The sequence below is a fragment of the Allobranchiibius sp. GilTou73 genome (assembly GCF_021391335.1).
Lineage (GTDB): Bacteria > Actinomycetota > Actinomycetes > Actinomycetales > Dermatophilaceae > Allobranchiibius > Allobranchiibius huperziae.
Genome location: NZ_CP090051.1, coordinates 3,124,094 through 3,149,364 on the forward strand (window position 1 = coordinate 3,124,094; position 25,271 = coordinate 3,149,364).

The following is a 25,271-nucleotide window of genomic DNA, read 5'->3' on the forward strand; positions in this document are numbered from 1 at the left end:
CGCCGCGCCGCGCCGAAATCGTCACGACGCCGGGTAGAGCCCCGACACGCGCGCTCTGCTGCGCGCCAGCCCGAAGAGCATGCGGGCGATCGGCAGCGGCACACCGGTCAGCTCCCCCAGCTCGACGACGGCGCCGAGCAGCGCATCGAGCTCCACCGGTCGTCCGGCGTCCAGATCCTGCAGCATCGAGGTGCGGAACGCTCCGAGCCGCCGGGTGATCCGGTGCCGGTCAGCAGGGTCCTGGTCCATCGGGATCCCGAGCGTCGCACCGAGGGCCTTGGCCTCGAACATGACGGCGTCGACCAGCTCCATCACCAGGTCGTCATCGAGGATCGTGTCCATCGTGCCGGTCGTGAGCAGGCTGACCGGGTTCATGGTCATGTTGCCCCACAGCTTCCACCAGACGTCGCGTTGGATCTGCTGTGACGTCGTCACCGACAGGCCACCGCTGCCCAGCACGCCCGCCACGCTCTGCGTCACTTCATCGGCGCCGCCCGCAGGATCGCCCAGCACGAGTCCGTCACCGGTCTCCCACCGCACCACCCCCGGCGCCGGCGTACTGGCGCCGAGGTGCACGACGGAGCCGATGACGCGCTCGCTCGGGAACGCGCGGGTGAGCGCACCTTCGGGGTCCACACTGCGCAGGGTGCGGCCGGAGACCGGGCCGCCGAATCCCCCGTCCAGGAACCACCAGGGCAGTCCGTTCATCGCGGTCAGCACCCTGGTGTGGTCGCCGAGCAGGGCGGCGACCGAGGTGGCGACGGCCGGCAGGGAGGGCGCCTTGACCGCCAGGACCACCAGATCCTGGGGTCCGAGGTCGGCCGGGTCCGCGCTCACCGGGAGGGGATGGCGTTGGGTGGCGCCGTCGTGATGGAGCACCAGACCGTCACGGGCGAGGGCGGCGAGCGTGACGCCACGCGCGAGCAGGGAGACCTGAGCGCCGCCGCGGGCGAACGCCGCAGCGAGGGTGCCGCCGATGGCGCCGGCACCGACGACGCACACCCTCATGAGCCCGCCGCGACCGCGGGGCAGGAGCCCAGCGCGTTCATCGCCTGCTTGGTGCGGCCCCACGACGCGGGGTCCGACTGCGGCGTCGACAGCCGGACGGTGTGCTTGTCCGCGTCGTCGACATGGGTCGGCTGGTAGCGCGCCCGCTGGCTCCAGATGCCCGAGGCGGTCTTGGAAAAGGTGATCTGCGCGAGCACGCCGTCCTGGTTGGAGTCCGTCTGGCCCCCGCCGCGGGTCGGACCCTGGTTGGAGATGAAGTTGCCGAGACCGTAGAAGACGTACTTGCCGTGGATCGTGGTGCACGGCTGCACGACGTGCGCATGGGTGCCGAAGATCGCGTCCACGTACGGCGACGCGAGCAGCCGGCCCGCCAGCGTGGTCTGGGCCGGCGTGGGGTGCTGCACCCCCTCCTTGCCCCAGTGGATGTTGACGATCACGATGTCGGCGCCCGCCTTCTTGGCGGCCCGGGCGTCGGCGATAATCGCGGAGGCCCCGATGGCCGGCCACAGATAGGCCTTCAGCCACGGCGCATCGGACGGCACGTGCGTGGTGGGCGTCGCGGAGTTGGGCAGCGTGTAGGTGAACGCCAGATCGGCGACCTTGACGCCCTTCGCCTCGTACATCGCCGGAATGCCCAGCGGCCCCGGCGCGCCCGTCGGCCCCGCGACCTTCAGCCCCGCCGCCTGCAGTTGCCGACGGGTCGACACGATGCCCGCCACTCCCCTGTCCATGGTGTGGTTGGACGCCGCGTCACACCCGTCGTACCCGGCCCGCTTCAATGTGCCGGCGATCTCCCGCGGCACGTTGAAGGACGTCGAACCCGGGGCGCTCAGATCCGCATCGGTGGAGGAGATCGGGGTCTCCTGATGGCAGATCGCGATGTCCGCGGCGCTGATGGCGCTCTTGACCTGCACGAACATGGGATCGAAGTCGTAGCCGGTGCGACCCGCGGCCTTCGCGTACGCCGCGGCCTCCCGCCACAGCGGCGAGTGCAGCAGGATGTCGCCGCTCCCGGTCACCGTGACGCTCGGCGTGCGAGAGCGGGCGCTCGAGGCGCTCGCGCTTGAACCGCCTGCGCTCGTACCGGAGGACGGGGTCGATGACGGGCGCGCGTGGGGCGATGGGCTGCAGCCGCACAGAGCGACCATCGCCGTCGCGGCGACCACCGCGCTGCCCCAGGTCCCCCGGCCTCGTCCCATCCCGGCACGCTATTGCATCGGCCGCGCGATCTTTCCGGTCACGCCGGAGCGTGTCGGTCAAGGAAGCGGTAGACCTCGGTATCGTCCACTCCGGGGAACACACCCGGCGGCATGGCCGCCAGCAGGTGGGAGTGCGCCCGGGCGCTCGGCCATGCATTGCCGCTCCACCGGTCGGCCAGGTCGGCGGGCGGCAGGTTGCAGCAGGTCGGGTCCGGGCAGCGGGACGTCGCCCGGTGGGTGGTCTCGCGGCCGCGCATCCACTTCACGTCCTGGTAGCGCACCCCGACGTTGACCGAGAACACCCCCGCCGGCGTCCGGTCGATCGCTGCGGTGCACCAGTAGGTGCCGGACCGGGTGTCGGTGTACGCGCAGAACGCCTGCGACAGATCCGGCTGCTCGAAGACCCGGCGTGCCGTCCACGCGCGACAGACTCGCTGGCCCTCGATCGCGCCCGTCGCGTCGCTGGGGAAGATCACCCCGTCGTTCTCGTACGCCTTGTAGATGACGCCGTCCTGCCCGATGCGCATGAAGTGCACCGGGATGCCGAGGTGACGGGTGGCGAGGTTGGTGAAGCGGTGGGCGGCAGTCTCGTACGAGACGGCGAACGCGTCGCGCAGGTCCTCGATCGCGATGTCCTTGGCGTCCATGGCCTGCCGCAGCAGCTGGACCGCGCCCTCCTGCGGCATCAGCACGGACGCCGCGAAGTAGTTGATCTCCACCCGCTGGGTGAGGAACTCGGCGTAGTCGACCGGCACGTCGTGCCCGAGCACCAGATGTCCCAAAGCCTGGAGCGCGAGCGAGCGCGAATCGTGTTGTCCCGCCTCGGGTTGCGGCAGGTAGATGCGCTTGTGCTGCAGGTCGGTCACGGTGCGCGTGGAGCCGGGCAGGTCTCCGGTGTGCACCAGGGAGAAGCCGAGGTGCGCGGCCATCCGGTCCACCGAGACCCGACCCACCGGACCGCCGGTGTAGTTGATGGCACCCAGCAGCTGGGCCGCCTCGTCCTCGATCTCGCCGAAGTAGTTGTCCGCGGCCCGCATCCGCTCGCGCAACCCCAGGTTGGCGCGTCGTGCGTGCTCCGGCGTCGCCGCGCGTTCGGCCGACGAGGCCGCCATCGCCTCGTGCAGGCCGACCAGTGCCTCCAGCGCCTCGGTCGGCAGACGGGGACCGATCTTGACCCGGGGCAGACCCAGCGCGTCGTACCCCTCCCCGCGCTGGGCGCGTTCGAGGCGGATCTCCAGAGCCGCGCGCCGCGAGGGCGGGGCCGTCGTCAGCAACTCCGACAGCTGGGTGCCGAGTGCTTGGGCGAGCGCGTTGAGCACGGACAGTCGCGGTTCGCGCTTGCCGTTCTCGATGAGCGACAACGCCGAGGCCGACATCCCGATCTCCGCGGCGACGTCGCCGAGGGTGCGACCGCTCTCCTGGCGCACATGGCGCAGGCGCCGGCCCACTGTGAGGGGATCGGGGACGTCACCGCCGCCGACGCTGGTGCTCGGGGCGGGGTGCGGTGAGGTCAGGCGACCCGTCGGCGCATCGGGGACGCCGTCGACCTCGGGAGGGATGGGACCGGTGGTGGTCATCTGGACAGAGTTGCGCTTCTTGACGCCCGTGCGAGGGGCGTTGCGGCGGTCAAGACCTGGCATCATCGCACCTTAGCGCAATTTGCGCACTTTTTGACTGGGAATTTCTTCGTACTTGCCGGTTACATCCCGCACGATCGACACAACGCCGTATCCGAAGCGGCCCACTGAGCACCCCGAAAGGACTGCCCGGAGCCATGACCTCCACGATTCCCGACAATGAGATCAATCAGGCCCCCAGCGCCGCTGCCGCCGACCGCAAGGCCGAGGCTGCAGCCGCCCTGCAGCAGGAGTGGGACGCCAACCCCCGCTGGACCGGCGTCGCTCGCGACTACACGGCCGCCGACGTCGTCACGCTCCAGGGCTCGGTGCAGGAGGAGTTCACCCTGGCCCGCCGTGGCTCGGAGCAGCTGTGGGAGAAGCTGCACACCGAGGACTACGTGAACGCGCTCGGCGCGCTCACGGGCAACCAGGCCGTCCAGCAGGTCAAGGCCGGACTGAAGGCCATCTACCTGTCCGGTTGGCAGGTCGCCGGTGACGCCAACGCGGCCGGCCAGACCTACCCCGACCAATCGCTCTACCCCGCCAACTCAGTGCCGCAGGTGGTGCGTCGCATCAACAACGCGCTGATGCGCTCGGACCAGATCGAGTACGCCGAGGGCATCAAGACCGTCGACGAGTGGATCGTGCCGATCGTCGCCGACGCCGAGGCCGGTTTCGGTGGCCCGCTGAACGCGTTCGAGCTGATGAAGTCGATGATTGCCTCCGGCGCCGCCGGTGTGCACTGGGAGGACCAGCTGGCCTCGGAGAAGAAGTGCGGCCACCTCGGTGGCAAGGTGCTCATCCCGACCCAGCAGCACGTGCGCACCCTGAACGCCGCGCGCCTGGCAGCCGACGTGAGCAACGTGCCGTCGATCGTCATCGCCCGCACCGACGCGGAGGCCGCGACGCTGCTCACCACCGACGTGGACGAGCGCGACCAGCCGTTCATCACCGGTGAGCGCACCGCGGAGGGCTTCTACAAGGTCACCAACGGCATCGAGCCGTGCGTCGCGCGCGGCCTCGCCTACGCCGAGTACGCCGACCTGCTCTGGATGGAGACCGGCACCCCGGATCTGGAGCACGCCAAGAAGTTCGCCGAGGGCATCAAGTCCAAGTTCCCCGACCAGATGCTGGCCTACAACTGCAGCCCGTCGTTCAACTGGAAGAAGCACCTGGACGACGAGACGATCGCCAAGTTCCAGCGTGAACTCGGCGCGATGGGCTTCAAGTTCCAGTTCATCACCCTCGCCGGCTTCCACGCCCTGAACTACTCGATGTTCGACCTCGCCCACGGCTACGCCCGCGAGCAGATGAAGGCGTACGTCGAGCTGCAGGAGAAGGAGTTCGCCTCCGAGGCCCGCGGCTACACCGCGACCAAGCACCAGCGCGAGGTCGGCACCGGCTACTTCGACGCGGTCTCCACCGCGCTGAACCCCGACAGCTCCACCACCGCCCTGAAGGACAGCACGGAGAACGCCCAGTTCCACTGAGTTCACCCCACGAAGTTCTTCGTAACCACCCAGTACCGCTCAGGGCCCCCACGGCCACCTGGCTCCGGCCGTGGGGGCCCTGAGTCTCCCCCTCCATCTCCCGCCCACCACATCAGCACCCGCAGCAGGGAAGGTCAGATCATGCGCGACACCTACGGCTCACCGAAGATCCGCGGCGCGTTCGGCGATCGCTACGACGAGATCCTCACCCAGGACGCGTTGGCGTTCGTCTCCGCACTCGACGGGGAGTTCGCCGGGCGTCGCGCCGAGCTGCTCGCCCGCCGCCGGGAGCGCGCCCGCGCCATCAACGCCGGCGAGGACCTGGAGTTCCAGGCCGACACGGCGCCGGTGCGCGCCGACAGCAGCTGGCAGGTCGCGACCCCCGGCCCCGGGCTCGAGGACCGACGCTGCGAGCTGATCGCGCCGGTCTACCGCAACACGGCCATGCACGCGCTGGAGTCCGGTGCCGCCGTCTGGGTCGCCGACCTCGAGGACGCGATGGCCCCGAGCTGGTCCAACCTCATCCAGGGCCAGGTCACCTTGTACGACGCGGCACGCGGCGAGCTCAACCTGCGCCGGGAGGACGGGCAGGTGCGCCGCCAGCCCGAGCACACCCCGACGATGGTGCTCCGCCCGCGCGGCTGGCACCTGTGCGAGAAGCACATCAGCATCGACGGCCGCCCGGTCTCCGCGACCCTGGTGGACTTCGGCCTGTACTTCTTCCACAACGCCAAGGCGCTCATCGAACGCGGTGCCGGCCCGTACTTCTACCTGCCGAAGATCGAGTCGCACGAAGAGGCGCGGCTCTGGAACGACGTCTTCCGTTTCGCCCAGGACGCGCTCGGCATCCCGCAGGGCACGGTGCGGGCGACCGTCCTGATCGAGACCCTCACCGCGGCGTTCGAGATGGACGAGATTCTCTACGAACTGCGCGAGCACTGCGCGGGTCTGGCCGACGGCCGCTGGGACTACCTCTTCAGCTACGTGCGCACCTTCGCCCACCGGGGCGTCGAGTTCGTGCTGCCCGACCGCGACCACATCACGATGGCCACGCCGTTCCTGCGCGCGTACGTCGAGCTGTTGGTGTCCACGTGTCACCGACGTGAGGCGTTCGCCATCGCCGGCCCGGCCGCGGTCAATCCGACCCGCCAGGACGAGGACGCGCGCGTGCGCGCTCTCGCCCAGGTGCGTTCGGAGAAGGAGCGCGAGGCCGCCGAGGGCTTCGACGGCTCCTGGGTGGCCCACCCCGCGCTGGTGGAGGTGTGCCGCTCGGCGTACGCCGCCGTGCTCGGCACCGAGCACGACCAGCGCGACATCCAGCGGCCGAGCCGCACCACCGCGCGTGACCTGGTCTCGCTCGTCGGGATCCAGCAGACGATCAGCCTGCAGGGCGTGCGCACCAACGTCTCGGTCGCGCTGCAGTACCTCGCGTCGTGGATCGGCGGACGGGGTGCTGTCGCGATCGACAACCTGATGGAGGACGCGGCCACCGTCGAGATGGCGCGGGTCCAGTTGTGGCAGTGGCTCTTCCACAACTCCCAGCTGGCCGAGGGACCGCAGGTGACCCGTGAGCTGCTCGACCGCGTGGTCGAGGAGGAGCTCGCCATCCTCACCCGCGGCCAGAACGAGGAGATCGTGGCCCGTTACGACGGCGCCCGCGAGATCCTCGAGCGGGTGGCGCTGCAGCCGCACCTGCCGGGCTTCTTCACCAACTACGGCTACGTGCGCTTCCTCACCGAGACGTCGCTGCGGATGCAGCCCGGTGTCGACGAGGCGGATCTGCACCAGTCCGAGCGGGTGCACGCCCCCGCCTGACCTGGTCCCTCTCACCGCCGAGTGGCATACCTATGTTTCGAGTGGCGCACCGACAGGTGCGCCACTCAAACATTTCCATGCCACTGGACGGAGGCGGCTGGCGGCCGGCGGCCTGCGGCGCAGCTAGACCGCAGCGCCGAAAACCCACCTGGGCACTCGGCCCGAGTGCGGGAAAGTGACCGCAGCGCCGAAAACCCACCCGGGCACTCGGGCCGAGCGCGGGAAAGTGACCGCAGCGCCGAAAACCCACCCACTGACGCCCAGCGGCGCAGCTAGACCGCAGCGCTGCTCGTCTGGGCCGCCTGAAGACGGGCGGCCCGCTCGCGAGAGTGACCGCGGCGCGCCCTACGGGATGACGACGTCGGTGAGGGTGACCGGGTTGTGGGCCGTGTAGTCCAGCTCGTCCGCCTGCGTGGTGCCGGCGGGGGTGATGGTGTCGAGCACCTTCGGCACCGACGCCGGGTCGGCGCTGCACGCCGGTGAGGTGGACGCGGTCGCGCACACCCCGAACGCGTACGGCTGCGGTGTCGCAGCGAACGCGCGTGTCTGGTCGGTGCCGTGTGTGCCGTCCTGACCGGTCAGCGCGACCGTGAATCCCCAACCGGCGGAGGGCGTCCCAGCCAGCGAGTCCTTCTGGACCGAGAAGGTGATGTACCGCGAGACGGAGTTCGCGGAGGTGGTCAGGGGACCCGCGGACGTGCCGTCGGGATCGACGAACTTGCTGCCGGCGAACCCTTGCACCTCGATCAGGCGGCTCCACCTGGCGGCATCGGCGATCCGGTAGTTCATGCCGGGGTAGGACGAACTCGTCGATGTCCCGGAGGCGGTGGGGTTGTGCACGTAGACGTCGACGAGCTGGGCGCCGTTGGGCTGACCGAAGGTGGCGGTCAGGTCGCGCGTCTGCACCCGGAAGGTGATGGTCGACCCGGTGTCGTAGACCTCGAACCGGGTGAGGTCGAACGCACCGGCATGGAACGCCGAATCGGTCGGGTAGGCGTAGTTGCCCGGCCCGTTGTCGTCGCCGGTGGGGTCGGTCACGGAGTACAGAAGTTTCCCGTCGACCACGTCGCTGACCACCCGGCGCACGACCTGGGCGGTGCCGCCGCCCCGCGCCGTGCTGCTCACCGCGATCACGTCGGTGCCGCCGCGCACGGGGACGGTCGTCGTGAACCCGCCCCACGCGCTCACCCGCAGCGTGCGCACGGTCGTCGCGTTGGAGGCGTCGGTCGCCGACACCGAGATGTCGACGGTCGCCCCGGGCGCCGCCCGGCCGCTCACGGTGACGGTCTTGCCCACCGACGAGCCGTCCGCCGGGGCGGTGACCGTCAGCGGCGTCGTCTGCTGGTGGTGGGTGACGTAGCGGTCGACCGTGATGCTCGGCTGCTCCAGGCTCCTGCCAGCGGCCAGGTCAGCGGTCAGCCGCACTTGGGCGCCGGCGCCCCAGGTCAGCGGCGAGGCCGACCCGTCGGGCTTGCCGTTGACGAAGCCGATCGACGCGGTCGCTGGGTTGCTGCCGTACGGCGAGGCCGCGAGTGACGGGTAGTCCCAGACCTGTTCGGGCACCAGCCCCGGTCCGGAGTTCATCGCGTTGACGGTCGAGAGCAGTTTGAGAGCACCGGAACGGTCACCGGTGGCGAGATCCTGCTGGGCGCGTTCGACGCCGAGGACCGGCCACGGGTGCCCCGTGCCGATGTTGCCGTTGGTCCAGGGCGCCCCCGCGACCGTGCAGCTGCTGGACGACGGGACGGCGCAGTCGCCGTACCCGTCGCCGTTGTAGCGCAGCCAGCCCGGACCCGATGCGGTGTCCTTGCGCAGCACCTTGTCCGCGACGGTGAGGCTGTTGGCGATGGTGGCGTCGTTCGCGGGCAGCATGCCGAGCCGCACGTACTCCAGGAACCCCAGGTCCATCACACTGCGCTGGTCCAGCGTCGGGCCGCCGTTGCCCACGTTGTAGCTGATCGCGGCGTTGGGGTCGCCGGTCTTGGACAGTCGGATGAAGTAGGGGGACGACGAAAGTGCCCCTGTCGTCGTCACGCCCCACTTCTTGATGCTGCGCTGCCAGGAGTCGGCGGTCGCGAGCCAGATCCGCGCGTCGGCCGCCTCACCCTGGGTGCGAGCGATGGACGCGGCGGCGACCAGACCCGCGATCTCGGCGGCGATCGTCGAGGGTGAGTAGCCGGTCTGCTCCTCCCAGCGCTCGACGCCGTAGCTCGGTCCGTTGGCCACCAGATAGTTCGCCTCGGCGCGCACGTGCGGGTAGAGCGTCTTGTCGCCCGCGAGGCCGGACTGCCAGGCCATCAGCAGCGGGTACGCGGTCTCGTCCGGCTGGGTGTTGAACGAATCGGGGGCCTTGACGCCGTTGAGCAGTGAGTTGCGCGGCTGCGACCCGTCGGCCAGCTGGCTCTTGGTGAGCAGGAACCGCGCTGTGTCCTGGGCGGTCGCGCGGTCACCGTCGACCAACAGCGCCGTGAACGCCTCGTAGAGGTCGCGCGGGAAGACCTCCCAGTAGCTGGTGGTGAAGAGGTTGTCCGGGTCGTTGGCGGGCGTCGACTGGCCCCACGGCTTGTCGATGCCGGCGACGATCGCGCCGGGGTAGGTCTTGTCCTCCGAGGCCTTCACCACATTGGCCGACTGGTAGTAGTCCCGGACGGCTGTCGGGTCGCTGTGCCACCCGCCACGCAACCGGTCAACCCTGCGCAGACCGCGGTCGTATGCGGTCCACCCGGCGGTGTAACTCGCGGCGGTCGCCGCGAAAGACCCGCGCGCCGATGCCGACGCCGTGGAGACCGCGGACGCCTGCGTGGTGCCGAACCCGAGCGCCAGGGTGAAGGACCGCTGCGCATCCGGCGCGACCTGGGCGGTCTGCTCGACGTTGCCGTCGGCCGCGGTGGCGTACGTCGGGCTGAGCGCGTGGGTGGCGTCGAGCTGGGTCAGCCCGTCGCTGCCCGCGCCGACGAACCCACTGCTCACCTGCGCGAACGGCCGGTCGCCGGTGAGGGCGAGGAAGGACGGCACGGCGTACGAGCGGCCCGTCGCCTGGCTCTTGGTGCTCGTGTCGTAGCTGACCGGCACCGGGTGTCCGCCGGAGGTGTCGACCACCGCCGTGTCGGCGCCGGCGTTCGAGGTGCCGCCACCGCCGTTGCCGCCGGCGTTCGCGTCGAGACGGACGTAGATCTTGTAGGCCGCGGCCGCAGTGGTGAGCGGTTGGTACTGGGTGTGCGTCACGACCGAATCACGTTCAGGGTCGGTGATGTACGACGTCACCAACCGATACCGGCCGCTCTTCGCGGTCGACGTGACGGTGCACGCCATCCCGCTCGCGTCGGCGCGCACGGTGTAGGTCATGTCGCGCGTCTGCAGGTCGGTGAAGGAGCTGCCGTCGCTCACGATGTACTGCATCGTCTTGACGTTGGTGGCGTCGACCGTGGGCGCGAAGACGTCGGACAGCACGCCGTTCGCGACGGTGTACCAGACCTTCGAGGTCCGGTTGCGTGCCGTGCCGACGCAGTCCTTGCGCGACTGCGCCTGGTAGCTCGCGGCGCCCGGACCGTCGGTCGCCGCCCCCGGTGTGGCGGCGCGCGCCGGGGCGCTCACGTAGCCGGTGCCGAGCGCGAGGGCGCTGGAGGTGAGGGCGACGGCGACGCGGCGCGAGAGACGAGTGCGTGCGGAAGGCAGTGCGGACATGGCTGGCTCCATGTGATGGGACGAGTGTGACGTGGATCACGTACGACGCCTAAGGTAGACCCTGCCGGCGACAGACCGCCGCGACACGCCTCAGGCGAACGCCGCGCGCACGCGCAGGGCCACCCGGCTCACGTCGGAGGGACGCAGCGGCGCGGACACCTCGATGGGCGCCGGACCGTCGGGCGGGTCGTCCGCGAACCGTCCGTCGCCCCGCAGTCGGGGCACGACCGCGGGATCGAACCCCGCGCGCTGCAGACCTTCGTGCACGAACGCCTCCGCCTCCCGTGGCCAGACGCCCTCGACGACTCCCCCGACCGGCGACGCGGCGAGCAGCTCCCAGAGAGCGTCGTCGGGCACCAGGGCACGCGGGAAGAGCGGCAGGCCCAGTTCTGCGGCCAGGGCGGGAGCCAGCCCGGACGACCCGGAGCGGTCGGGTGCGCCGAAGTCACTGACGAGCAACGCCATTCGGGCAGGTCGGTGAGCGGCGTACGGCGTCGCGGGCCACTCCCCGCGGTGCACGGCGTACGCGTCGTGATCACGCCACTGCGCGGGTTCACCACCGGACTCCAGCAGGAGCATCGAGCGGATATGGCCCTCCCGGCGGAAACCGAGTGACCGCAGCACCCCCGCCGACCGGGTGTTGCCGGGGCGCACGTTGGCCTCGACGCGGTGCAGGTCCATCCCCTGTCCCGCTCCGGCGAACGCGAGACCCACCACCAGGCGCAACCCTTCGGCGAACATGCCTCGCCCGGCGTAGGGGTCGTAGGCGTCGTACCCCATGGTGCCGTTCTGGAACCGGCCGCGAACGACGTTGCTGACGTTGACCTTTCCGACGATGTCGTGCTCACCCGTCGGTTCGGTGGCGTGGATGAGGAAGGTGCGGTGCTCGGTGCTCTGACGACCCAGGTGCCACTCCAGATCACCTGCGGAGACGGGGTTCCAGGCCCCGATGCGGTCCCACGAACTGCGCACGGCCTGCTGGTAGGGGGCGAGGTCCTCGTGCACGACGGTGCGGACCCACACCCGTTCCCCCGTGCGAGCAGCGGGCCCGGAGGACGTTCGCGGCTCACAGCATCGCTCTTCCGCGCAGGACGACATGCTGGGGCGCGCTCAGCACTCGCACATCGATTCGTGGATCCTCCTGATAGACAACGAAATCCGCGCTCTCACCCTCGTCGAGACCCGGGCGACCGAGCCAGGCGCGGGCACCCCACGTCGCCGCGTCGAGTGCCTCCAGCTCGGTCATCCCCACCTTGACCAGCTCGGCCACCTCGCGCGCCACGAGCCCGTGCGGCAGCTGTCCACCGGCGTCGGTGCCGACGTAGACCGCGATGCCCGCCTCGTGCGCCGCGGCGATCGTGGCGTGCCGGCGGGCGTAGAGGTCGCGCATGTGCGCGCCGTACGCCGGGAACTTGGCTTCACCCGCCTCGGCGAACTTCGGGAAGTTCTCGATGTTGATGAGCGTCGGCACGATGGCGATGCCCTGCCGGGCGAAGAGGTCGATGCTGTCCGGCTGCAGCCCGGACGCGTGCTCGATGCAGTCGGTGCCGGCGGCCGCGAAGTCGAGCAACGACTCCTCCCCGAAGCAGTGCGCGGTCACTCGCGCGCCCTCCTCGTGAGCGGCCGCGATCGCGGCGGCGAGAGCCTCACGCGGCCAGCACGGCGCGAGGTCGCCGCGGTCCCGGTCGATCCAGTCACCCACGAGCTTGACCCACCCGTCGCCTCGGCGGGCTTCCTGGCGCACATACGCGACCAGGTCCTCCGGCTCGATCTCGTGCGCGAAGTTGCGGATGTAGCGCTTGGTACGGGCGATGTGGCGTCCCGCGCGGATGATCCGGGGCAGGTCCTCGCGCTCGTCCATCCAGTGCGTGTCGACGGGCGAGCCCGCGTCCCGCAGCAGCAGTGCACCCGCCGCACGTTCGGCCACCGCGTGCTCTTCCGCCCTCTCGGGCCCCACTCCGCCCTGCGCCTCGAGCCCGACGTGACAGTGCGCGTCGACGAGCCCCGGCAGCACGAATCCCTCGACGCTCTGTACGTCGTCGGTGTCGGCGGGGCGGGTAAAAGTCACCGCGCCACCGACCACCCACATCTCCTCACGGACCTCGTGCGGACCTGTGAGGACGGTGCCTCGGACGTGCAGGATCGGGGCGGTCTGCGTCATGGTTCCGACCATAGTTCGCCGACCGGTCGAACTATTGAGGTGCCGGTCCGACCTGGAAGTGAACCAGCGTGACGGACGACACGGCCTCGTTCTGCGCGCCCCGCCACGCGAGACCTGTTGTCCCCCTATGCTTCCCAACCATGGGAGACGTCTACGTCCGGCGCCGACTCGTCGTGGGGAGCGGAGCGGCGGCGCTGGTGGGACTGATCGCCTGGCATCCTCTTCGGCACGACGGCCGGCCGAATACCGTTGTGTCGACAGGAAGTTCGAGTGGCGCAACGCACCGGAAGAGTACGTCGGCATCGCGCGCCACCGCCACGCGGACCGACCCGGGCACCCTCACGCGTGCCCTCGATGCGGCCCTGGGCGCACGCGCCGGCGACGTCAGCGTGACCGCGTACGACCGACGTTCGAGCGTCACCTTCTCCTACCACCCGGCCATGGCGAACGTCTGCGCGAGCATCATGAAGGTGCTGATCCTGACCAGCGTCGCGCACACCCGTCGCGCGGCCGGGGGGTCGCTGACCGCGAGCGACCGCGATCTCGCCGAGGACATGATCACCGAGAGCGACAACGATGCGGCGACGGAGCTCTACCGCCGCGGGGGCGGGGCTCCTGCCGCTCAGCGCGTCGCGAATGCCCTGGGAATGATGAGCACTCGCCCGAACGTGCGGTGGGGTCTGACGACCACCACGGCGCCCGATCAGGTGATGATGGTCCGCGCCCTCGCCTACGGGCACTCGTTCCTCGACAACACCGACCGTGCCTACATCTTCGATCTGATGGGACGGGTCGACCCCGGCCAGAAGTTCGGGATCGGCACCCTGCCCGCCGGGGTGAAGGGGGTCGCCGTCCAGGTCAAGAACGGTTGGCTGCCCTACTACCCCGGGTCGTGGCACGACAACTCGATCGGCCACGTGCAGGGCGCCGGCCGCGACTATGCCGCCGCGATCCTCTCGACCCGCAACGCCACCGACGCTGCGGGTCGAGCACTGATCACCAAGGCCGCCGCGGTGCTCTACACCCACCTCGGCCACTGACTGCCGGGTCGGCGGCTCAGCAGGTGGGGACGCCGGGGATCTGCCCGTCGTCCACTCCCCCGCTGACGTAGGTCGCGTTGACCCACACGTTCGCGTTGCCGGAGTCGTCGTCGGTCTTCAGCCACCAGTCGTTGTGGTAGCCCGCGTACGACGTCTCCGACCCCTGCGTCTGGCAGTAGAAGTAGTTCGACCCCTTGTTCAAGGTGCCCACCACGGCGCCGTTGGTGGGGTTGTTCACCGACGGCGCGGTGGCCCACACGTCCTTGAACACCTTCGACCCTCCAGAGGGCGGCGGAGGCGTGGTCGTGCCGCCGCCCGGGCGGTAGACGCCGGTCGGGGTGCCGCCGTGGCTCGCGACGGTCCGCACGTTGAGTCCGGCGTCGTCCCCCTCGGCCTGCGCCATCAGGCCGCTGCCCAGGTAGATGGCGGTGTGCCCGTCCCAGACGATGACGTCGCCGGGCTGGGTCGGCGCGTCCACCCGGCTGAAACCGTGGCTGGTGAGCGCGGAGTCGAAGTCGTAGGTCGAGACGGGGCCGAAATCGGTGCCCGACGCCTCGTAGTAGGCCCAGCGCACCAGTCCCGAGCAGTCCAGTCCGACCTTGTTGCGGTCGTCGTAGTACTCCGGCGGCACGTCGTAGATCTGCCCCGTCGAGGGGCCGGGAGCCGCCTTGTGGCCGCCGGACCACGAGTACGGCGTGCCCTTGTCGACCTCCGCGCAGGCCGCCTGCACCTCCTTGGCCGCGACCGCGCTGGTCGCGCCGTACGCCTGACACCCGGCGTCAGCGTGCGCGGCCGTGCTGCCGAACACGCCCACGCCCCCGATGAGGGCGCCCCCGCCGAGCACTGCCACGCCCGTGCAGCGGGCCAGAGCCTTCTTGGTGGTACGCATGATGTCCTCCTCCTCGTCCGTCGGGAAACGATCGTTTCCCTAGATCCACCAGACCAATTCGCGACGCTGCCGACCAGCATTTGCATAGATGCGCAAACCTTCGGCAGCTCGCCGCACCCAGATGACGCGGATGAGAAGGGCAGGACGCTCGATGCGTCCTGCCCTTCTCATCTGCGAGACCGGGTCAGCAGGCGGGGACCCCGGGGATCCTCGCGTCGTTCGCGCCACCGCTCACGTGCGTGGCGTTGACCCACACGTTCGCGTTGCCGGAGTCGTCATCGGTCTTCAGCCACCAGTTGTTGCGGTAGCCGTCGAAATGCACCTCCGAGCCCTTGGACTGGCAGAAGAAGTAGTTGCGACCGGTGTGAAGCACGCCGACCTTCCTCCCACCTGAGGGCTTCGTGTAGGAAGACGCCTGCGCCCACACGTTCTTGTAGACCTTTTTGGGGTGGTGCTTCGCAGGCGGCGCCGGCTTGGTCGGCGGAGCGGGCTTCGTCGGCGGCGTCTTGGTGTCCCAGAGTGCGTTGACGAGCACCTTCGCGGGCGACCTCTCATCGGCATATGCCGACGGGTACTCCGAGATCTGCACGCGCTGCGCCACCTTCGCCGCGTCGGTGGTCTTCCAGCCACCGTGCGGGTAGTCGGCCAGCATGTGCTTCAGGAAGGTGCGGGTCGCGTGCTCCGGGGTGCGGCACTGGGTCACCGTGCCCCAGCCCTGCGAGGGGCGTTGCTGGAAGAGCCCGACGCTGTCGTCGGCACCGCCCTTGTGGTTGTGCAGCGTGCTCTCCGTGATCGCGGTCATCAGGGCGATGTACGCCGCCCGCTTGGGCAGACCGATCGACTTCGTGCCCGCGACGATGGCCCGGGCGCAGGCGATCTGCTGGGCATCCACCGAGTTGCCGAGTCGTGCGCCGTGGAAGTGACCGGACACCTTGCGTGCGAGTGCCGCGTCGTCAGAGTGTCTCGCGCACGTCGTCGCGCTGGCGGATGCCGCGGCGGTGTGGTGGCCCACGGCGACCGCGCCGGTGGCCATACCGGTCACCGCCACGCCGGAAACGCCCAGCGCCACCACCGACCGCGTCACCATTCTGGAATTCTTCATGATCGTCTTCCTTTCGAGTTTCAGGGGTCCGCAGATAACGGTCAGCAGGTGCGCAGCCCGGGAATCCGCGCGTCGTTCGCGCCCCCGCTCACGTGGGTGGCGTTGACCCAGACATTCGCGTTGCCGGAGTCGTCGTCAGTCTTCAGCCACCAGTTGTTGCGGTAGCCGTCGAAATGCACCTCAGAGCCCTTCGACTGGCAGTAGAAGTAGTTGCGACCGGTGTGCAGGACACCGACCTTCCTGCCGCCGGAGGCCGGGTGTACGACGGAGCCTGCGCCCAGACGTTCTTGTAGACCTTCTTCGGGTGGTGCTTGGCGGGCGGCGCCGGCTTGGTCGGCGGCGGGGTGCTTCCCTTGCCGGCGTACCGGTAGATGCCGGTGACCCGCTCGCTCTCGGTGGACAGCTTCTGAGTCGTCAGACCGGCCACGTCGCCCTCGGCCTGCACGACCTTGCCGGCGCCCATGTAGATCACGGTGTGACCGGGGTAGACCACGACGTCGCCGGGCTGGGAGGCCTTGGAGACCTTCGTCCATCCGTGCTGCCGCAACGCATTTCCCTCGACGCCGGTGTAGGCGCCGGCGCCGATGTCGCGGCCGGTGCCCTTGTAGACGGCCCACCGCACGAGACCCGAGCAGTCGAATCCGACCTTGTGGGTGTCGTTGTAGTACTCACCACCCTGGTCGTAGACCGAACCCGTGGACTTGCCCGGCTTCTTGTGGTGGCCGCCGTTCCACGAGTACTTGGTGCCCTTCTTCAGCTCGGCGCACGCCGTGTTGACGATGGCGGCCTGCACCTTGCTGGCCGACCCGTAGACGTGGCAGACGGCGCCGTTGCGGGTCGACGCGTGGGCGGCTCCGGAGCCGAATGCGACGACTCCTCCGGCCGCGATTCCGCTGCTCAGCGCGAGCGCGGTAGTGCCGTGGATGACTTTCCTGGTGACGGTGCTCATTGCTCTTCCTTTTCAAGAACGAGGGCGGCTCTTCCGTCCTGCGATGTCGCCCCGACATTCCGACCGGATTCGCTGTGCGATATCACGCGACGGAGCTTTGTGGAGCAATGCTCTGACGGGCCCGGGTGCCGAGAAGTTCCACGCCGAGCGAAGAAATCGAATGAGTCACGCTGCGACCGTTGCGACGGGAATGAATGAGATGTGCGGCGGCCAGCGCCCCGGCGTGACGGGAGACGCTCGGCACACTGGTCCCGAGGCGCTCGGCGATCTCGCTCGTCGTGCCCGGGATCTGGGTGGCCCGCAACACTTCCACCCGTGCCGGTCCGATCAGCCGGGCGAGGTCGGCATCGGGCGCGCCGGTGAGCAGACGCCCCGCCTGCGCGACGGGACACACGAGCACGTGACGGTCGCGGTGCCGTACGAGCAGTGCTCGCCCCGGCGGGCAGAAGTAGGCGGGCTGCACCAGCAGGCCGCCGCCCTCCAGCCGTACGTCACCGCTCGGGAGACCGGGCACACGCAGCACCGGATGCGCCCAGACGGCACCTCTGCAGATGTCCTGCAGCAGCGCGGACAGTCCGCCGACGGCCTGCCGGTGGGCGCGCTCCTGCAGGTCGGCGGCGACGCGCAACTGCAGAGCGGGCCAGTACGGCGCCAGTGCAGACTCCCAGTAGTGGTCCAGTGTCTGTGTGCCGCACAGCTGCGAGGTAGAGCGCGCGGGCGGCAGACAGCCGGCGAGGAGCGTGGCCACGGGGGCCGCGAGGCCGCTGCGAGCGACCCGCACACGCCACTCGGCGTACCTGCGCGGGGGCGAATCAGACTGCAGATGCTGCGCGCTGAGCATCATCTCCCACGTGCTGCTGACACCGGGCGCAAGCATGACGTGGCCGAGATCGGCGGGTGTGAAGTGCACTCGGAGCATGGCGAACCTTCGGGCCGGGCGTGATGGATCGGCCCACACCTGGCGTGCGTGGACCTATCCCTCCGACGCGCGCCACGTCCGTTCGGCTCCCTGCCAGCACCGAGGGGTTGCTATGGGCCACCGCTCTGAGAAGGATCCGGCGACGAGTGCCTGCAGGGTCTGCAGGGCATGAGCCGGATGATGACCGGCATACAGATCGTCCGGATGCTCGTCGACGGTCCCGACGTCATCACCTGGTACGACCTGCTCACCAGAGACGCGCCGCCCACGCCGACGGTCAACTGGATGCACGTCGAAGACGGCCGCATCGCGAAGATCCGGGTCGCGTTCGACCCGCGCCCGATCCTCGGAGGGGCTGCAGGCAACGCTTGACCCGCGGCCGGTCAGTCCTTCTGGCCGAGGAACTTCTCGAGTACGGGACCGGATGCGCTGTGCGCATTTAGCCTGCTAGCGGAAGTCCACGGGGTCACTCCGAGCGCTGTAGTGCGAAATTTCCTCAGGTAGAGGATGACCCCGGCAGCGCAGGAACGCTCCGGGGTCTGACGACCAGCTTGGAGGCTGCTCGTGGGAGCGATTCTAGACGTCTGGTGCACCGTGTGCACCGATCTACAAGGCATCGCGGTGGTGTCGTGCCTCGTGGGCATTGTGTGCGGCTCGCTGCGCTTGCACTGGCTCGCCGGTGGTGCGCGATGACCGATATTCGCGTCGGAGACCGAGTGCGTACGCCGCAGGGACGCATCTCGTGGACCGTGACCCGCGTCCGCGAGTCCGGCGGCCAACGCGTCGCGTGGATGCGTTCCGATCACGGCTCAGTTCAGCGCTACTTCGCCGACCGCCTGATCTTGGTCCAGGCGACAGACCGGCCGCTGGATGACACCCCCACGTATGAGGAGCGTCCCAATGGAGCAGTCCTGATCGATGGCCGGATCGTGCGCGGAAGTGACAACGTTGCCGACGTCGTCATGGAGTGGCAGCGACCTGTATTGCGCGACGTCGATCCAGTAGTGCCCTCAGTCGTCTCCGTCGCATCTATGCGTGACAGGGAACGCGGTCACTTCCTGTCCATCGAAGCGACCTCAGACAGCAACCACTACGGCGCGCAACTCACCCGGCGTTCAGCCCTTGCGCTAGCCGCCATCCTCACCGACTTCGCAGCCTCGATGGACTAATCCGAGGACTTGCACGACGCGGCGCTGGACAGGGCCTCAGCCGCGAACCAACTCGAACGCTGCCCGCGGGTGACTGACCCCCGCATGCCGACCCGCCGGCATGCGCCCACAACCAAGCTGTGCACGGCCGGTTGTGGGTCGACGGCACCGCTCGCTCTCACACCGAGGGCGGGCTAGGAGTCGTGGCCGGGTGCGAACTGGCTGGGTCGGCATTGGGAGGGTTCGCCACCACTGCGCCCACCGTCAGGTGATTCCTGAGTCATTACCTGACGGTCTACCTGTTCTCTTCCACGACCGTCTTCAACGCGTCCTTGATTGCCTGCCACTTCGCATCCCGCTCGTCGATCTGCTTCTGCTCAGCTTCTGCGGCATGTGGAAGCCTTTTCAGCATCATGGCCAGCTCGCGGACGTAGCGAACTACTGGGTCGATGCTGAGCTGCGGAATCTCAAAGGCCCTTGGGTTCGCAGTTGACTCTAACGGCGGGCGGCCGGCGTTAGCCCATTGCGCGTGTAGCCATACGACCTCTGCCTCTGACGGCGGCCGCGTCAACGTGATGACCAGGTCCGCGCGTTCCCCGGCCATGTTCCGGTTGAGCAGCTCAGCCCGGTCCACCCCTATGCCGTACCTGACTACCGGCGTACTCGTCATCTGCGCGTCCCCATCTCCGTCGGCGGTGTTGCCACGTTCAGAGACACAACCTAATAGGGCTGACACGCTGCCACCCAGCAGAGCATGTTGGCAGCTAATTAAAGTTGGGGATCCCGTACAAACCGTTTTGTGCAGTACGACTCGGCACGACGCTGAGCCCCAGGGCCGGGACCCCCTGCCCCCGTGGCGCTCGGGGACCGGGGCGTACTGCGATTGAGGCTGTGTACGGGTCTGGGGGTTTTCCGCGACGGCCGCGATCGTGAGCAAGGCTGGGCTGTGGGTGGGTTGCTCGGCCGCGCTGGCGCGGTCATGGGACCCGCGAAAGGAGAGGGAGGTCCTCACGCGCCATCGATCCACGGTGCCCGCCGGAGTCATGAGACAGCGGGGTGGTGACGTTGACGCGGCCGAGCTGGTCTATGCGGCAGCCTGTGGCGGCTGCCTGGTCTCCAATTGCGGCCATCGTCGGCAGATGATCGCGCCGCCTACGGTGGGTGCCTGCACGACCGTGCGCAGGACGTTGGGCAGCACGGGCAGCGCGCCAGCAGCACCGTCGACCGGCTCGGTGGTGGTGGCGTACCCGAGTGCGACCAGCAGCGCACGTTCGGTCGGTGTGGCGTTGCGGGCGTACCCGCGGGTGTCACCGGGCAGGGCAGTCGCGTCGTCCGGCAGGCAGGTCACCGTGGCGATGCCAAGGTTCAGCAGTGGCACCTCCACGCCGAGGGTGCGCTCAGCCGGTGAACCGTTGGCGTACCCCCTGCCGTAGTCCGCAGCGCGGGTCGCGTCTTCGCTGTCCCGGATGGCGCACGGTGTGGCGTGGTCGATGGCGAGCCAGCCGGCCGGGTGACCAACTAGCTGGCTGCCACCGCACACAGGGCAGGAACGCATCCGGGTCAGTCGCCCTCGGTCAGGCTCATCTTCACGATGGCGGCCGGGTGAGGGAAGGAGAATCCGCACCGCATGGTGCCGCGCACAGCGACACGATCACTGGTGAAGAACACCGAGCTGTCGGCGGTCACGGTGGCGTCGGTGCGCACGATGATGTGCGCCCGATCACCGGGTACGCCCCAGATCGTGCCGGGCGTGACACCGGCCGAGACGCGCAGCGGCACACCGGAGATCATCCGCACGCCGGGCTGCGCCGGGTCCGGCTGCAACAGCGGTGCGTTCGCCTGCGCGGTGCCGTACTGCTTCAGCTTGGCCAGGACCAGCGCGTCGACCGGGTTCGCCACGAACGATGTCAGGTGGGTGCCGAGGATCTCAGCCGCGGACAGTGCCTCGAGGAACGCGTCGAGGTTGACGACGCTGCCTGCGGTGATCTCTGTGACGCCGGTCAGACCAGCCAGCCCGGTCGGGGCCGGCGCGGACACGTTGCCGAAGAATGCCGCGTCCAGCTTGCGGGACATGTCGCGCGCCAGGCCCTGACCGACAGCCTCGGAGGCTTCGGGTGAGGAGTCCTGCGCCAGCTCGGAGGTGATGACGCTGAGGCCTGCGAGTTTGGAGAAGACCACGTCGTCCTCAGACAGGGTGGCATCGGACAGCGGGATCTCCGCGCCTTCGGCGACCCACCCTGCGGACGGGTCGGCCTGCACGATCGGCAGCCGGAACCGGGACTGCTCGGTCTGAATCACCGTGGCGACATCAGTCGCGCACGCCAGGGCCAGGGTGGGCTCGACAAGGAGTTGACCGACTTCCTCAACGGAAAGGATTGCGGCAGCAGTGCTACGGGTCAAAGTCATGAGAAACGCTCCAAAGGAATGTGCGCACATTGCGCGGGAAGTGGGGTGAACATCGCTGAGCGTCTAGCTCGAAACGGTTTGCCCCACTGGAGCGAACAAGCTTTAGCGGCCGGCCACGGACCGGTACACCTCAAGCTGCCTCAAAGTATACCGGCCCGTACCGACATTGTGCTAACGGCCGTTCAAAAGCCCTGACCATCCCCCGCTCTGGGGCGGAATGGGGTACTTACCAACACCCACCGGCGACGGCCCTTGACGCTGCTTAGTCTTCGCCAATCCCGGCCGGGACTCCACCAATCCCATCACCGCGGTCTCGACCAGTTCAGGCACGACATTGCCATTGGCGTCGAGAAGGTCTGACAGCTCAACCTTCCCGATATCGAACACATCCGCACCCACCGCGAGCTGCGCCCCAGCCAGGCGGTGCACCTCGCCGCGTTGGTAACTCTCGACCTGCGCGGCCAGGGTGTCGCGCTGGGCCTCGGTCTCCCGTAACCGGGTGCGGTACTTCGCAGCCTCCCGGTTGCCCTTGTCGCCACCGTCCACCTCCGGTTCCGTGGAACCGGAGGTGTCGGAAGCGGTGCCCGTCAAGTGAGAATCGTTCTCGCTCTGGGTGGGTGTCGCGGGTGCGACAGTCGTGCCAGCGTCCAGACCGGCGGGGGTCGTGTCGTCGCTCATCGGTCGCTGCCCTTCCGCTGGGCGCGCAGCAAGTGGGCCACCGTGTCATCAAGGGCACCTTCCGCGTGCTCGATGGGAAGCATGCCCAGCAGCGACTGCGCGTAACAGGCCGCCAGAAACTGCAACGCGACGACCGCATCGGCCAGGTTGTCCGGCTCCAATGCGTTCAGCTCTTCATCGCGCTGGTGACCTGGAAGGAACGCCCGCACCACACCGACCGCGTTCAACTCGGCGGTGATCCTGCTGTCTTCGGTCACGCGGCTGCGGACCTTCGCCGCTTCCACGACCGCAGCCTTCAGCAGCTCGTTCGCGTCGTCCACATCGTTGGCGCGCCACCACCACTGACTGCCCTCGGTGGTCATGCGGATCATCTGTTGAACGTGGCCCACATAGTCGATGGGCTGGGGGGTCTGATTGTCGTTACTCATCGGTGAATCTCCTTCATAGAGGGGTTTGCGCAGGCTGGATCAGGAGGTCGACCGAGACGGTCGACTTTCGGGTGCGGGTGGCTCCGCGGTCGATGCCACCCCAGACGCCTGCGCGCTCGTCCTCGCCGGCGGCGCGGCAGGCGAGCAGCAACGGACAGGTCTTACAGTCGCGCGCCGCTGCCTCACGCTGCGCTGCGTCGTCGGACAGCCACCGCGGCGGATCGGTTGAGCAGATCGGCCGCTGGCCCCGTTCGGCCATCTTCAACAGCTCAGAATTTAGTGCAGCGCGTCTCCTTTCGGGCGTCGAAAGCCCATCGGGTGACGCTGGTGACGCTTCTGTGTAAACCTTCTCGCGTACGTGTACAGGGGAAAGTTTGCATTTATCCGTCACCAGCGTCACCACCCTTGCAATTCCGGGGAATCTGAGGGCATCAGACCGGCGCGGGTAGCTCCGAGCTTGGTCCGTTTCGACTCATATCCGAGCCTGTCCAGCTCTTTGCCGAACGTGCGCTCGGCGATCGGTTCGACCCCCTCGGCGATGGCCCATTTCTGCCATGCCGCGTAGAGCCTGCGGGTGGTCTCTGCGGCCGTGTTGGCGACGTGGCACGCCTCGGCGACGAACCGGGCCACGTCGTCACTGTCGGACTGGTAGGCATCCGTTGCGCGCAGCACCGTCGCGGGCTCGCGCATCCCACCGCCGTCGCAGTAGTCGAAGTACCCAGCGACGCACCAGAACAGGATTGCGTCGGCGTGCAGCCGCAGTGTCTCGGGCAGCCGCGGGTCGCGCTTGGCCTCGGGGACGACGACCTCGAACGGGATGACCCGCAACCGACGCCATACCGCAGGGTCGTTGCCGCGCACCGCGGGCAAGTGATTGGACACGTACAGCAGTTGGTGCGAGGGCTGCCAGGTCACCGGCTCCCGGTACAGCCGGCGCGCGGTGATCGTGTCGCCGCCGGTCATCCGCTTCATGGCCGCCTCATCAAGCTTGGACCCGTCGCCGGTCTCCGAGCCGACGACCAGCCGGGCACCGAGCAGTTGCATAAGCTCCGGTCCGCCGACGCCGCCCCGCTCACGCACCATCAGCAGCGCGGGATCGATCACCGTGGCGTAGTCGCCCAGGGCGTCCACGATGGCCCCGTAGGCGGTGCTCTTGCCGTTCGCGCCCGTCCCGATCAGCACCGGGAACAAGTGTTCCTGCACCTGCCCGTAGACCGCCTGCCCGACGACGCGCTGCAGGTAATCCCGCTCGGCCTCGTCCGGGAGGATCGAGGCCAGAAAGCTGACCCAGGTGTTGTTATCGACTTGGTCGCTCCATGCGCCCACCGTGACCCGTGAGAGCCGGTCCGCAGGGTCATGGTCCCGCAGCTCACGGGTGCGCAGATCGAGCGTGCCGTTCGCGCAATTCAGCAGGAACGGGTCGGCGTCGAGCTGCTGCACCGTAGCCGCGAACTCCACCAGCGCGGAGGCCACCGACAGCACCCCGTCGATGCCGGATGCGCTCTCGCACTTGGCGACGTCGGCGCGTAGCTGCTTATCCCCGACGGACTCGGCCAACGCATCGCGGAGCACGTCGAGCACTGCCCGGCGTGCGTGGCCGGCGGTGTCCTCGACCCATCGTGTGCCGTCGTAGTGATGCCAACCGATGCCGTGCACGTGCAGCAGTCGGTCGATGTGTGATCGAGCCAGCCGGTAGGCGATCCGAACCTGGCCGGTGTGCTGCTCGCCCTCTGGTGAGATCTGGCGGCCGTCCTGGTCAAAGGTGTCTGCAGACACGCTGTGCAACGTCATCGCGGATCACCCGCCACCTGGTGCACGGCGAAACCATCCGCCTGCACCGCGCACAGCAGCTCCGAGAGCCGCTCACGCCGGACCAGATGACCCCGGTCGAGGTTCGACCACATCGCCGGGATGCCGTACGTGCTCAGCGTGGCCGACACCCGGCCTCGTGCGAGCACGTACCGCGTCGAGCTGCCGTCATAGACGTAGACGTGCCCGGTCATCTCACACCACCGCCCGCGGCGCACTGCGCCCGGTCGGCGGCATGCGCGGCACGAAACCGGGCCACACCATCAGTGCGGCGCTGCTCGGCCGCAGCGGTCAACTGCTCCGCCGACGCCGACTGCATCCACTCCGTGCCCGCCAGTGCGTCCCGACCGGCTAGGCCGCGGACGACCTTCCCAGCCTCCTGCCACAACCGAGCGGCGTCCTCGTCGGCCAACTCGCGGCCACGCTCAATCCCGCGTGAGTAACCGCTGGAATACCAGCGCATGCACTCGTCCCACCGTGCTGCCGACATATCTGCGACGGATTCGGTATCGTAAGTGATGAGCTTGCAGTCCGCCGACGAATTGCTCTGAGTCGCCTCGGTTCCCACACCGGGGCGACTTTCTCGTGCGCTCACGCAGCGTCACCACTCAGGTCCGACATTTCCGCGTCCGCTGCGTCGGCTGCAGCCGTAGCTTCACGGGCACGGCGACGAGACTGGGCGGACTTCAGCGCGAGGCGCTGAAAGTGAGCTTTACGAAGTTGCTCGGCGCGCTCCTCGTTGCCCCCAGCTTCAGCGAGAAATCTCGCGTCAAGGGCACGGCGGGCCGGAGCAGTTCGGGCCGCACGATCAGATGTGTTCGCCCAGGATTGGTGCGCAGCGATCGAACCAATGAGCTTACGTTCGACTGAGGTCAGCTTGTTGGACATGCCAAGTACTCCCTCTCAGGGGACTTGGCTGGTGCCCAC

26 protein-coding genes are annotated in these 25,271 nt (G+C 68.8%); 5 read left to right on the forward strand and 21 right to left on the reverse strand.

Features of this window, described 5'->3' with window-relative positions:
- Positions 1-21 precede the first annotated feature (21 nt).
- From LVQ62_RS15415 to LVQ62_RS15425, 3 genes are read right to left on the reverse strand one after another with little or no spacing between them, the layout of a single operon-like run.
- Positions 22-1,008 (reverse strand): 2-dehydropantoate 2-reductase, encoded by a 987-nt coding sequence (locus LVQ62_RS15415; protein ID WP_233762913.1) that lies wholly within the window; start codon positions 1,006-1,008, stop codon positions 22-24.
- The gene (locus LVQ62_RS15420; RefSeq protein WP_233762915.1) at positions 1,005-2,207 is read right to left on the reverse strand and encodes a CapA family protein; all 1,203 of its coding nucleotides are present in this window, start codon (positions 2,205-2,207) and stop codon (positions 1,005-1,007) included. Before LVQ62_RS15420 ends, LVQ62_RS15415 begins: the two co-directional genes overlap by 4 nt.
- Positions 2,208-2,245: 38 nt before the next feature.
- The gene (locus LVQ62_RS15425) at positions 2,246-3,784 is read right to left on the reverse strand and encodes a helix-turn-helix domain-containing protein (RefSeq protein WP_233762917.1); all 1,539 of its coding nucleotides are present in this window, start codon (positions 3,782-3,784) and stop codon (positions 2,246-2,248) included.
- 197 nt (positions 3,785-3,981) lie between these two features.
- On the opposite strand from LVQ62_RS15425, the gene aceA reads away from it, so the two are divergent.
- Positions 3,982-5,316, forward strand: coding sequence for an isocitrate lyase (gene aceA / locus LVQ62_RS15430; protein ID WP_233762919.1), 1,335 nt, complete (start codon positions 3,982-3,984; stop codon positions 5,314-5,316).
- Between the two features lie 141 nt (positions 5,317-5,457).
- Positions 5,458-7,131 (forward strand): malate synthase A, encoded by a 1,674-nt coding sequence (gene aceB / locus LVQ62_RS15435; RefSeq protein ID WP_233762921.1) that lies wholly within the window; start codon positions 5,458-5,460, stop codon positions 7,129-7,131.
- Positions 7,132-7,476: 345 nt separating this feature from the next.
- Here the strand turns inward: aceB and LVQ62_RS15440 are convergent, their stop codons facing one another.
- The 3 genes from LVQ62_RS15440 to LVQ62_RS15450 all read right to left on the reverse strand — a co-directional run bounded on the left by LVQ62_RS15440 (position 7,477) and on the right by LVQ62_RS15450 (position 12,976).
- Positions 7,477-10,815: a glucodextranase DOMON-like domain-containing protein gene (locus LVQ62_RS15440; protein ID WP_233762923.1), complete on the reverse strand. Its 3,339-nt coding sequence runs from the start codon at positions 10,813-10,815 to the stop codon at positions 7,477-7,479.
- Positions 10,816-10,905: 90 nt separating this feature from the next.
- Entirely contained in the window at positions 10,906-11,838 is a 933-nt protein-coding gene (locus LVQ62_RS15445) for a GNAT family N-acetyltransferase (protein ID WP_233762925.1), read from the reverse strand.
- Positions 11,839-11,881: 43 nt separating this feature from the next.
- Positions 11,882-12,976 carry an amidohydrolase family protein gene (locus LVQ62_RS15450; RefSeq protein WP_233762927.1) on the reverse strand — a complete coding sequence of 365 codons (1,095 nt, stop codon included), beginning with the start codon at positions 12,974-12,976 and terminating at the stop codon, positions 11,882-11,884.
- A 140-nt stretch (positions 12,977-13,116) separates the two neighbouring features.
- On the opposite strand from LVQ62_RS15450, the gene LVQ62_RS15455 reads away from it, so the two are divergent.
- Positions 13,117-14,016, forward strand: a complete 900-nt coding sequence (locus LVQ62_RS15455) for a serine hydrolase (RefSeq protein ID WP_233762929.1) — start codon at positions 13,117-13,119, stop codon at positions 14,014-14,016.
- A 16-nt stretch (positions 14,017-14,032) separates the two neighbouring features.
- Here the strand turns inward: LVQ62_RS15455 and LVQ62_RS15460 are convergent, their stop codons facing one another.
- The 5 genes from LVQ62_RS15460 to LVQ62_RS15480 all read right to left on the reverse strand — a co-directional run bounded on the left by LVQ62_RS15460 (position 14,033) and on the right by LVQ62_RS15480 (position 17,875).
- Positions 14,033-14,905 carry an NlpC/P60 family protein gene (locus LVQ62_RS15460; RefSeq protein ID WP_233762931.1) on the reverse strand — a complete coding sequence of 291 codons (873 nt, stop codon included), beginning with the start codon at positions 14,903-14,905 and terminating at the stop codon, positions 14,033-14,035.
- A gap of 184 nt (positions 14,906-15,089) precedes the next feature.
- On the reverse strand, positions 15,090-16,007 hold the full coding sequence (locus LVQ62_RS15465; RefSeq protein ID WP_179479755.1) for a hypothetical protein: 918 nt from the start codon (positions 16,005-16,007) through the stop codon (positions 15,090-15,092).
- A 41-nt stretch (positions 16,008-16,048) separates the two neighbouring features.
- Positions 16,049-16,186, reverse strand: a complete 138-nt coding sequence (locus LVQ62_RS15470; protein ID WP_233762933.1) for a hypothetical protein — start codon at positions 16,184-16,186, stop codon at positions 16,049-16,051.
- A complete protein-coding gene (locus LVQ62_RS15475; protein WP_233762935.1) occupies positions 16,150-16,956 on the reverse strand; it encodes an NlpC/P60 family protein in 807 nt (268 codons plus the stop codon). The genes LVQ62_RS15470 and LVQ62_RS15475 overlap by 37 nt, the downstream gene beginning before the upstream one ends.
- 82 nt (positions 16,957-17,038) lie before the next feature.
- Positions 17,039-17,875, reverse strand: a complete 837-nt coding sequence (locus tag LVQ62_RS15480) for a hypothetical protein (protein WP_233762936.1) — start codon at positions 17,873-17,875, stop codon at positions 17,039-17,041.
- Between the two features lie 168 nt (positions 17,876-18,043).
- Between LVQ62_RS15480 and LVQ62_RS15485 the strand changes: the two genes are divergently transcribed.
- Together LVQ62_RS15485 and LVQ62_RS15490 are read left to right on the forward strand one after the other, a co-directional pair.
- Positions 18,044-18,247, forward strand: coding sequence for a hypothetical protein (locus tag LVQ62_RS15485; protein WP_233762938.1), 204 nt, complete (start codon positions 18,044-18,046; stop codon positions 18,245-18,247).
- A 377-nt stretch (positions 18,248-18,624) separates the two neighbouring features.
- Positions 18,625-19,044, forward strand: coding sequence for a hypothetical protein (locus LVQ62_RS15490; RefSeq protein ID WP_233762940.1), 420 nt, complete (start codon positions 18,625-18,627; stop codon positions 19,042-19,044).
- 274 nt (positions 19,045-19,318) lie between these two features.
- Here LVQ62_RS15490 and LVQ62_RS15495 read toward each other — a convergent pair whose 3' ends face one another.
- From LVQ62_RS15495 to LVQ62_RS15540, 10 genes are all read right to left on the reverse strand, one after another.
- Positions 19,319-19,693 carry a hypothetical protein gene (locus LVQ62_RS15495; RefSeq protein WP_233762941.1) on the reverse strand — a complete coding sequence of 125 codons (375 nt, stop codon included), beginning with the start codon at positions 19,691-19,693 and terminating at the stop codon, positions 19,319-19,321.
- A gap of 414 nt (positions 19,694-20,107) precedes the next feature.
- Positions 20,108-20,578: a hypothetical protein gene (locus tag LVQ62_RS15500; protein ID WP_233762943.1), complete on the reverse strand. Its 471-nt coding sequence runs from the start codon at positions 20,576-20,578 to the stop codon at positions 20,108-20,110.
- 5 nt (positions 20,579-20,583) lie between these two features.
- Positions 20,584-21,321, reverse strand: a complete 738-nt coding sequence (locus LVQ62_RS15505; protein WP_233762945.1) for a phage major capsid protein — start codon at positions 21,319-21,321, stop codon at positions 20,584-20,586.
- Between the two features lie 279 nt (positions 21,322-21,600).
- A complete protein-coding gene (locus LVQ62_RS15510) occupies positions 21,601-22,107 on the reverse strand; it encodes a hypothetical protein (RefSeq protein ID WP_233762947.1) in 507 nt (168 codons plus the stop codon).
- Positions 22,104-22,535 (reverse strand): hypothetical protein, encoded by a 432-nt coding sequence (locus LVQ62_RS15515; protein WP_233762949.1) that lies wholly within the window; start codon positions 22,533-22,535, stop codon positions 22,104-22,106. Before LVQ62_RS15515 ends, LVQ62_RS15510 begins: the two co-directional genes overlap by 4 nt.
- Positions 22,536-22,548: 13 nt before the next feature.
- Complete coding sequence (locus tag LVQ62_RS15520; RefSeq protein ID WP_233762951.1) at positions 22,549-22,794, reverse strand: WhiB family transcriptional regulator; 246 nt, start codon at positions 22,792-22,794, stop codon at positions 22,549-22,551.
- Between the two features lie 137 nt (positions 22,795-22,931).
- Positions 22,932-24,311: a phage/plasmid primase, P4 family gene (locus LVQ62_RS15525; protein WP_233762953.1), complete on the reverse strand. Its 1,380-nt coding sequence runs from the start codon at positions 24,309-24,311 to the stop codon at positions 22,932-22,934.
- An 11-nt stretch (positions 24,312-24,322) separates the two neighbouring features.
- Positions 24,323-24,538 carry a hypothetical protein gene (locus LVQ62_RS15530; protein ID WP_233762955.1) on the reverse strand — a complete coding sequence of 72 codons (216 nt, stop codon included), beginning with the start codon at positions 24,536-24,538 and terminating at the stop codon, positions 24,323-24,325.
- A complete protein-coding gene (locus LVQ62_RS15535) occupies positions 24,535-24,807 on the reverse strand; it encodes a hypothetical protein (protein ID WP_233762957.1) in 273 nt (90 codons plus the stop codon). Before LVQ62_RS15535 ends, LVQ62_RS15530 begins: the two co-directional genes overlap by 4 nt.
- 128 nt (positions 24,808-24,935) lie before the next feature.
- The gene (locus LVQ62_RS15540; RefSeq protein WP_233762959.1) at positions 24,936-25,232 is read right to left on the reverse strand and encodes a hypothetical protein; all 297 of its coding nucleotides are present in this window, start codon (positions 25,230-25,232) and stop codon (positions 24,936-24,938) included.
- Positions 25,233-25,271 lie beyond the last annotated feature (39 nt).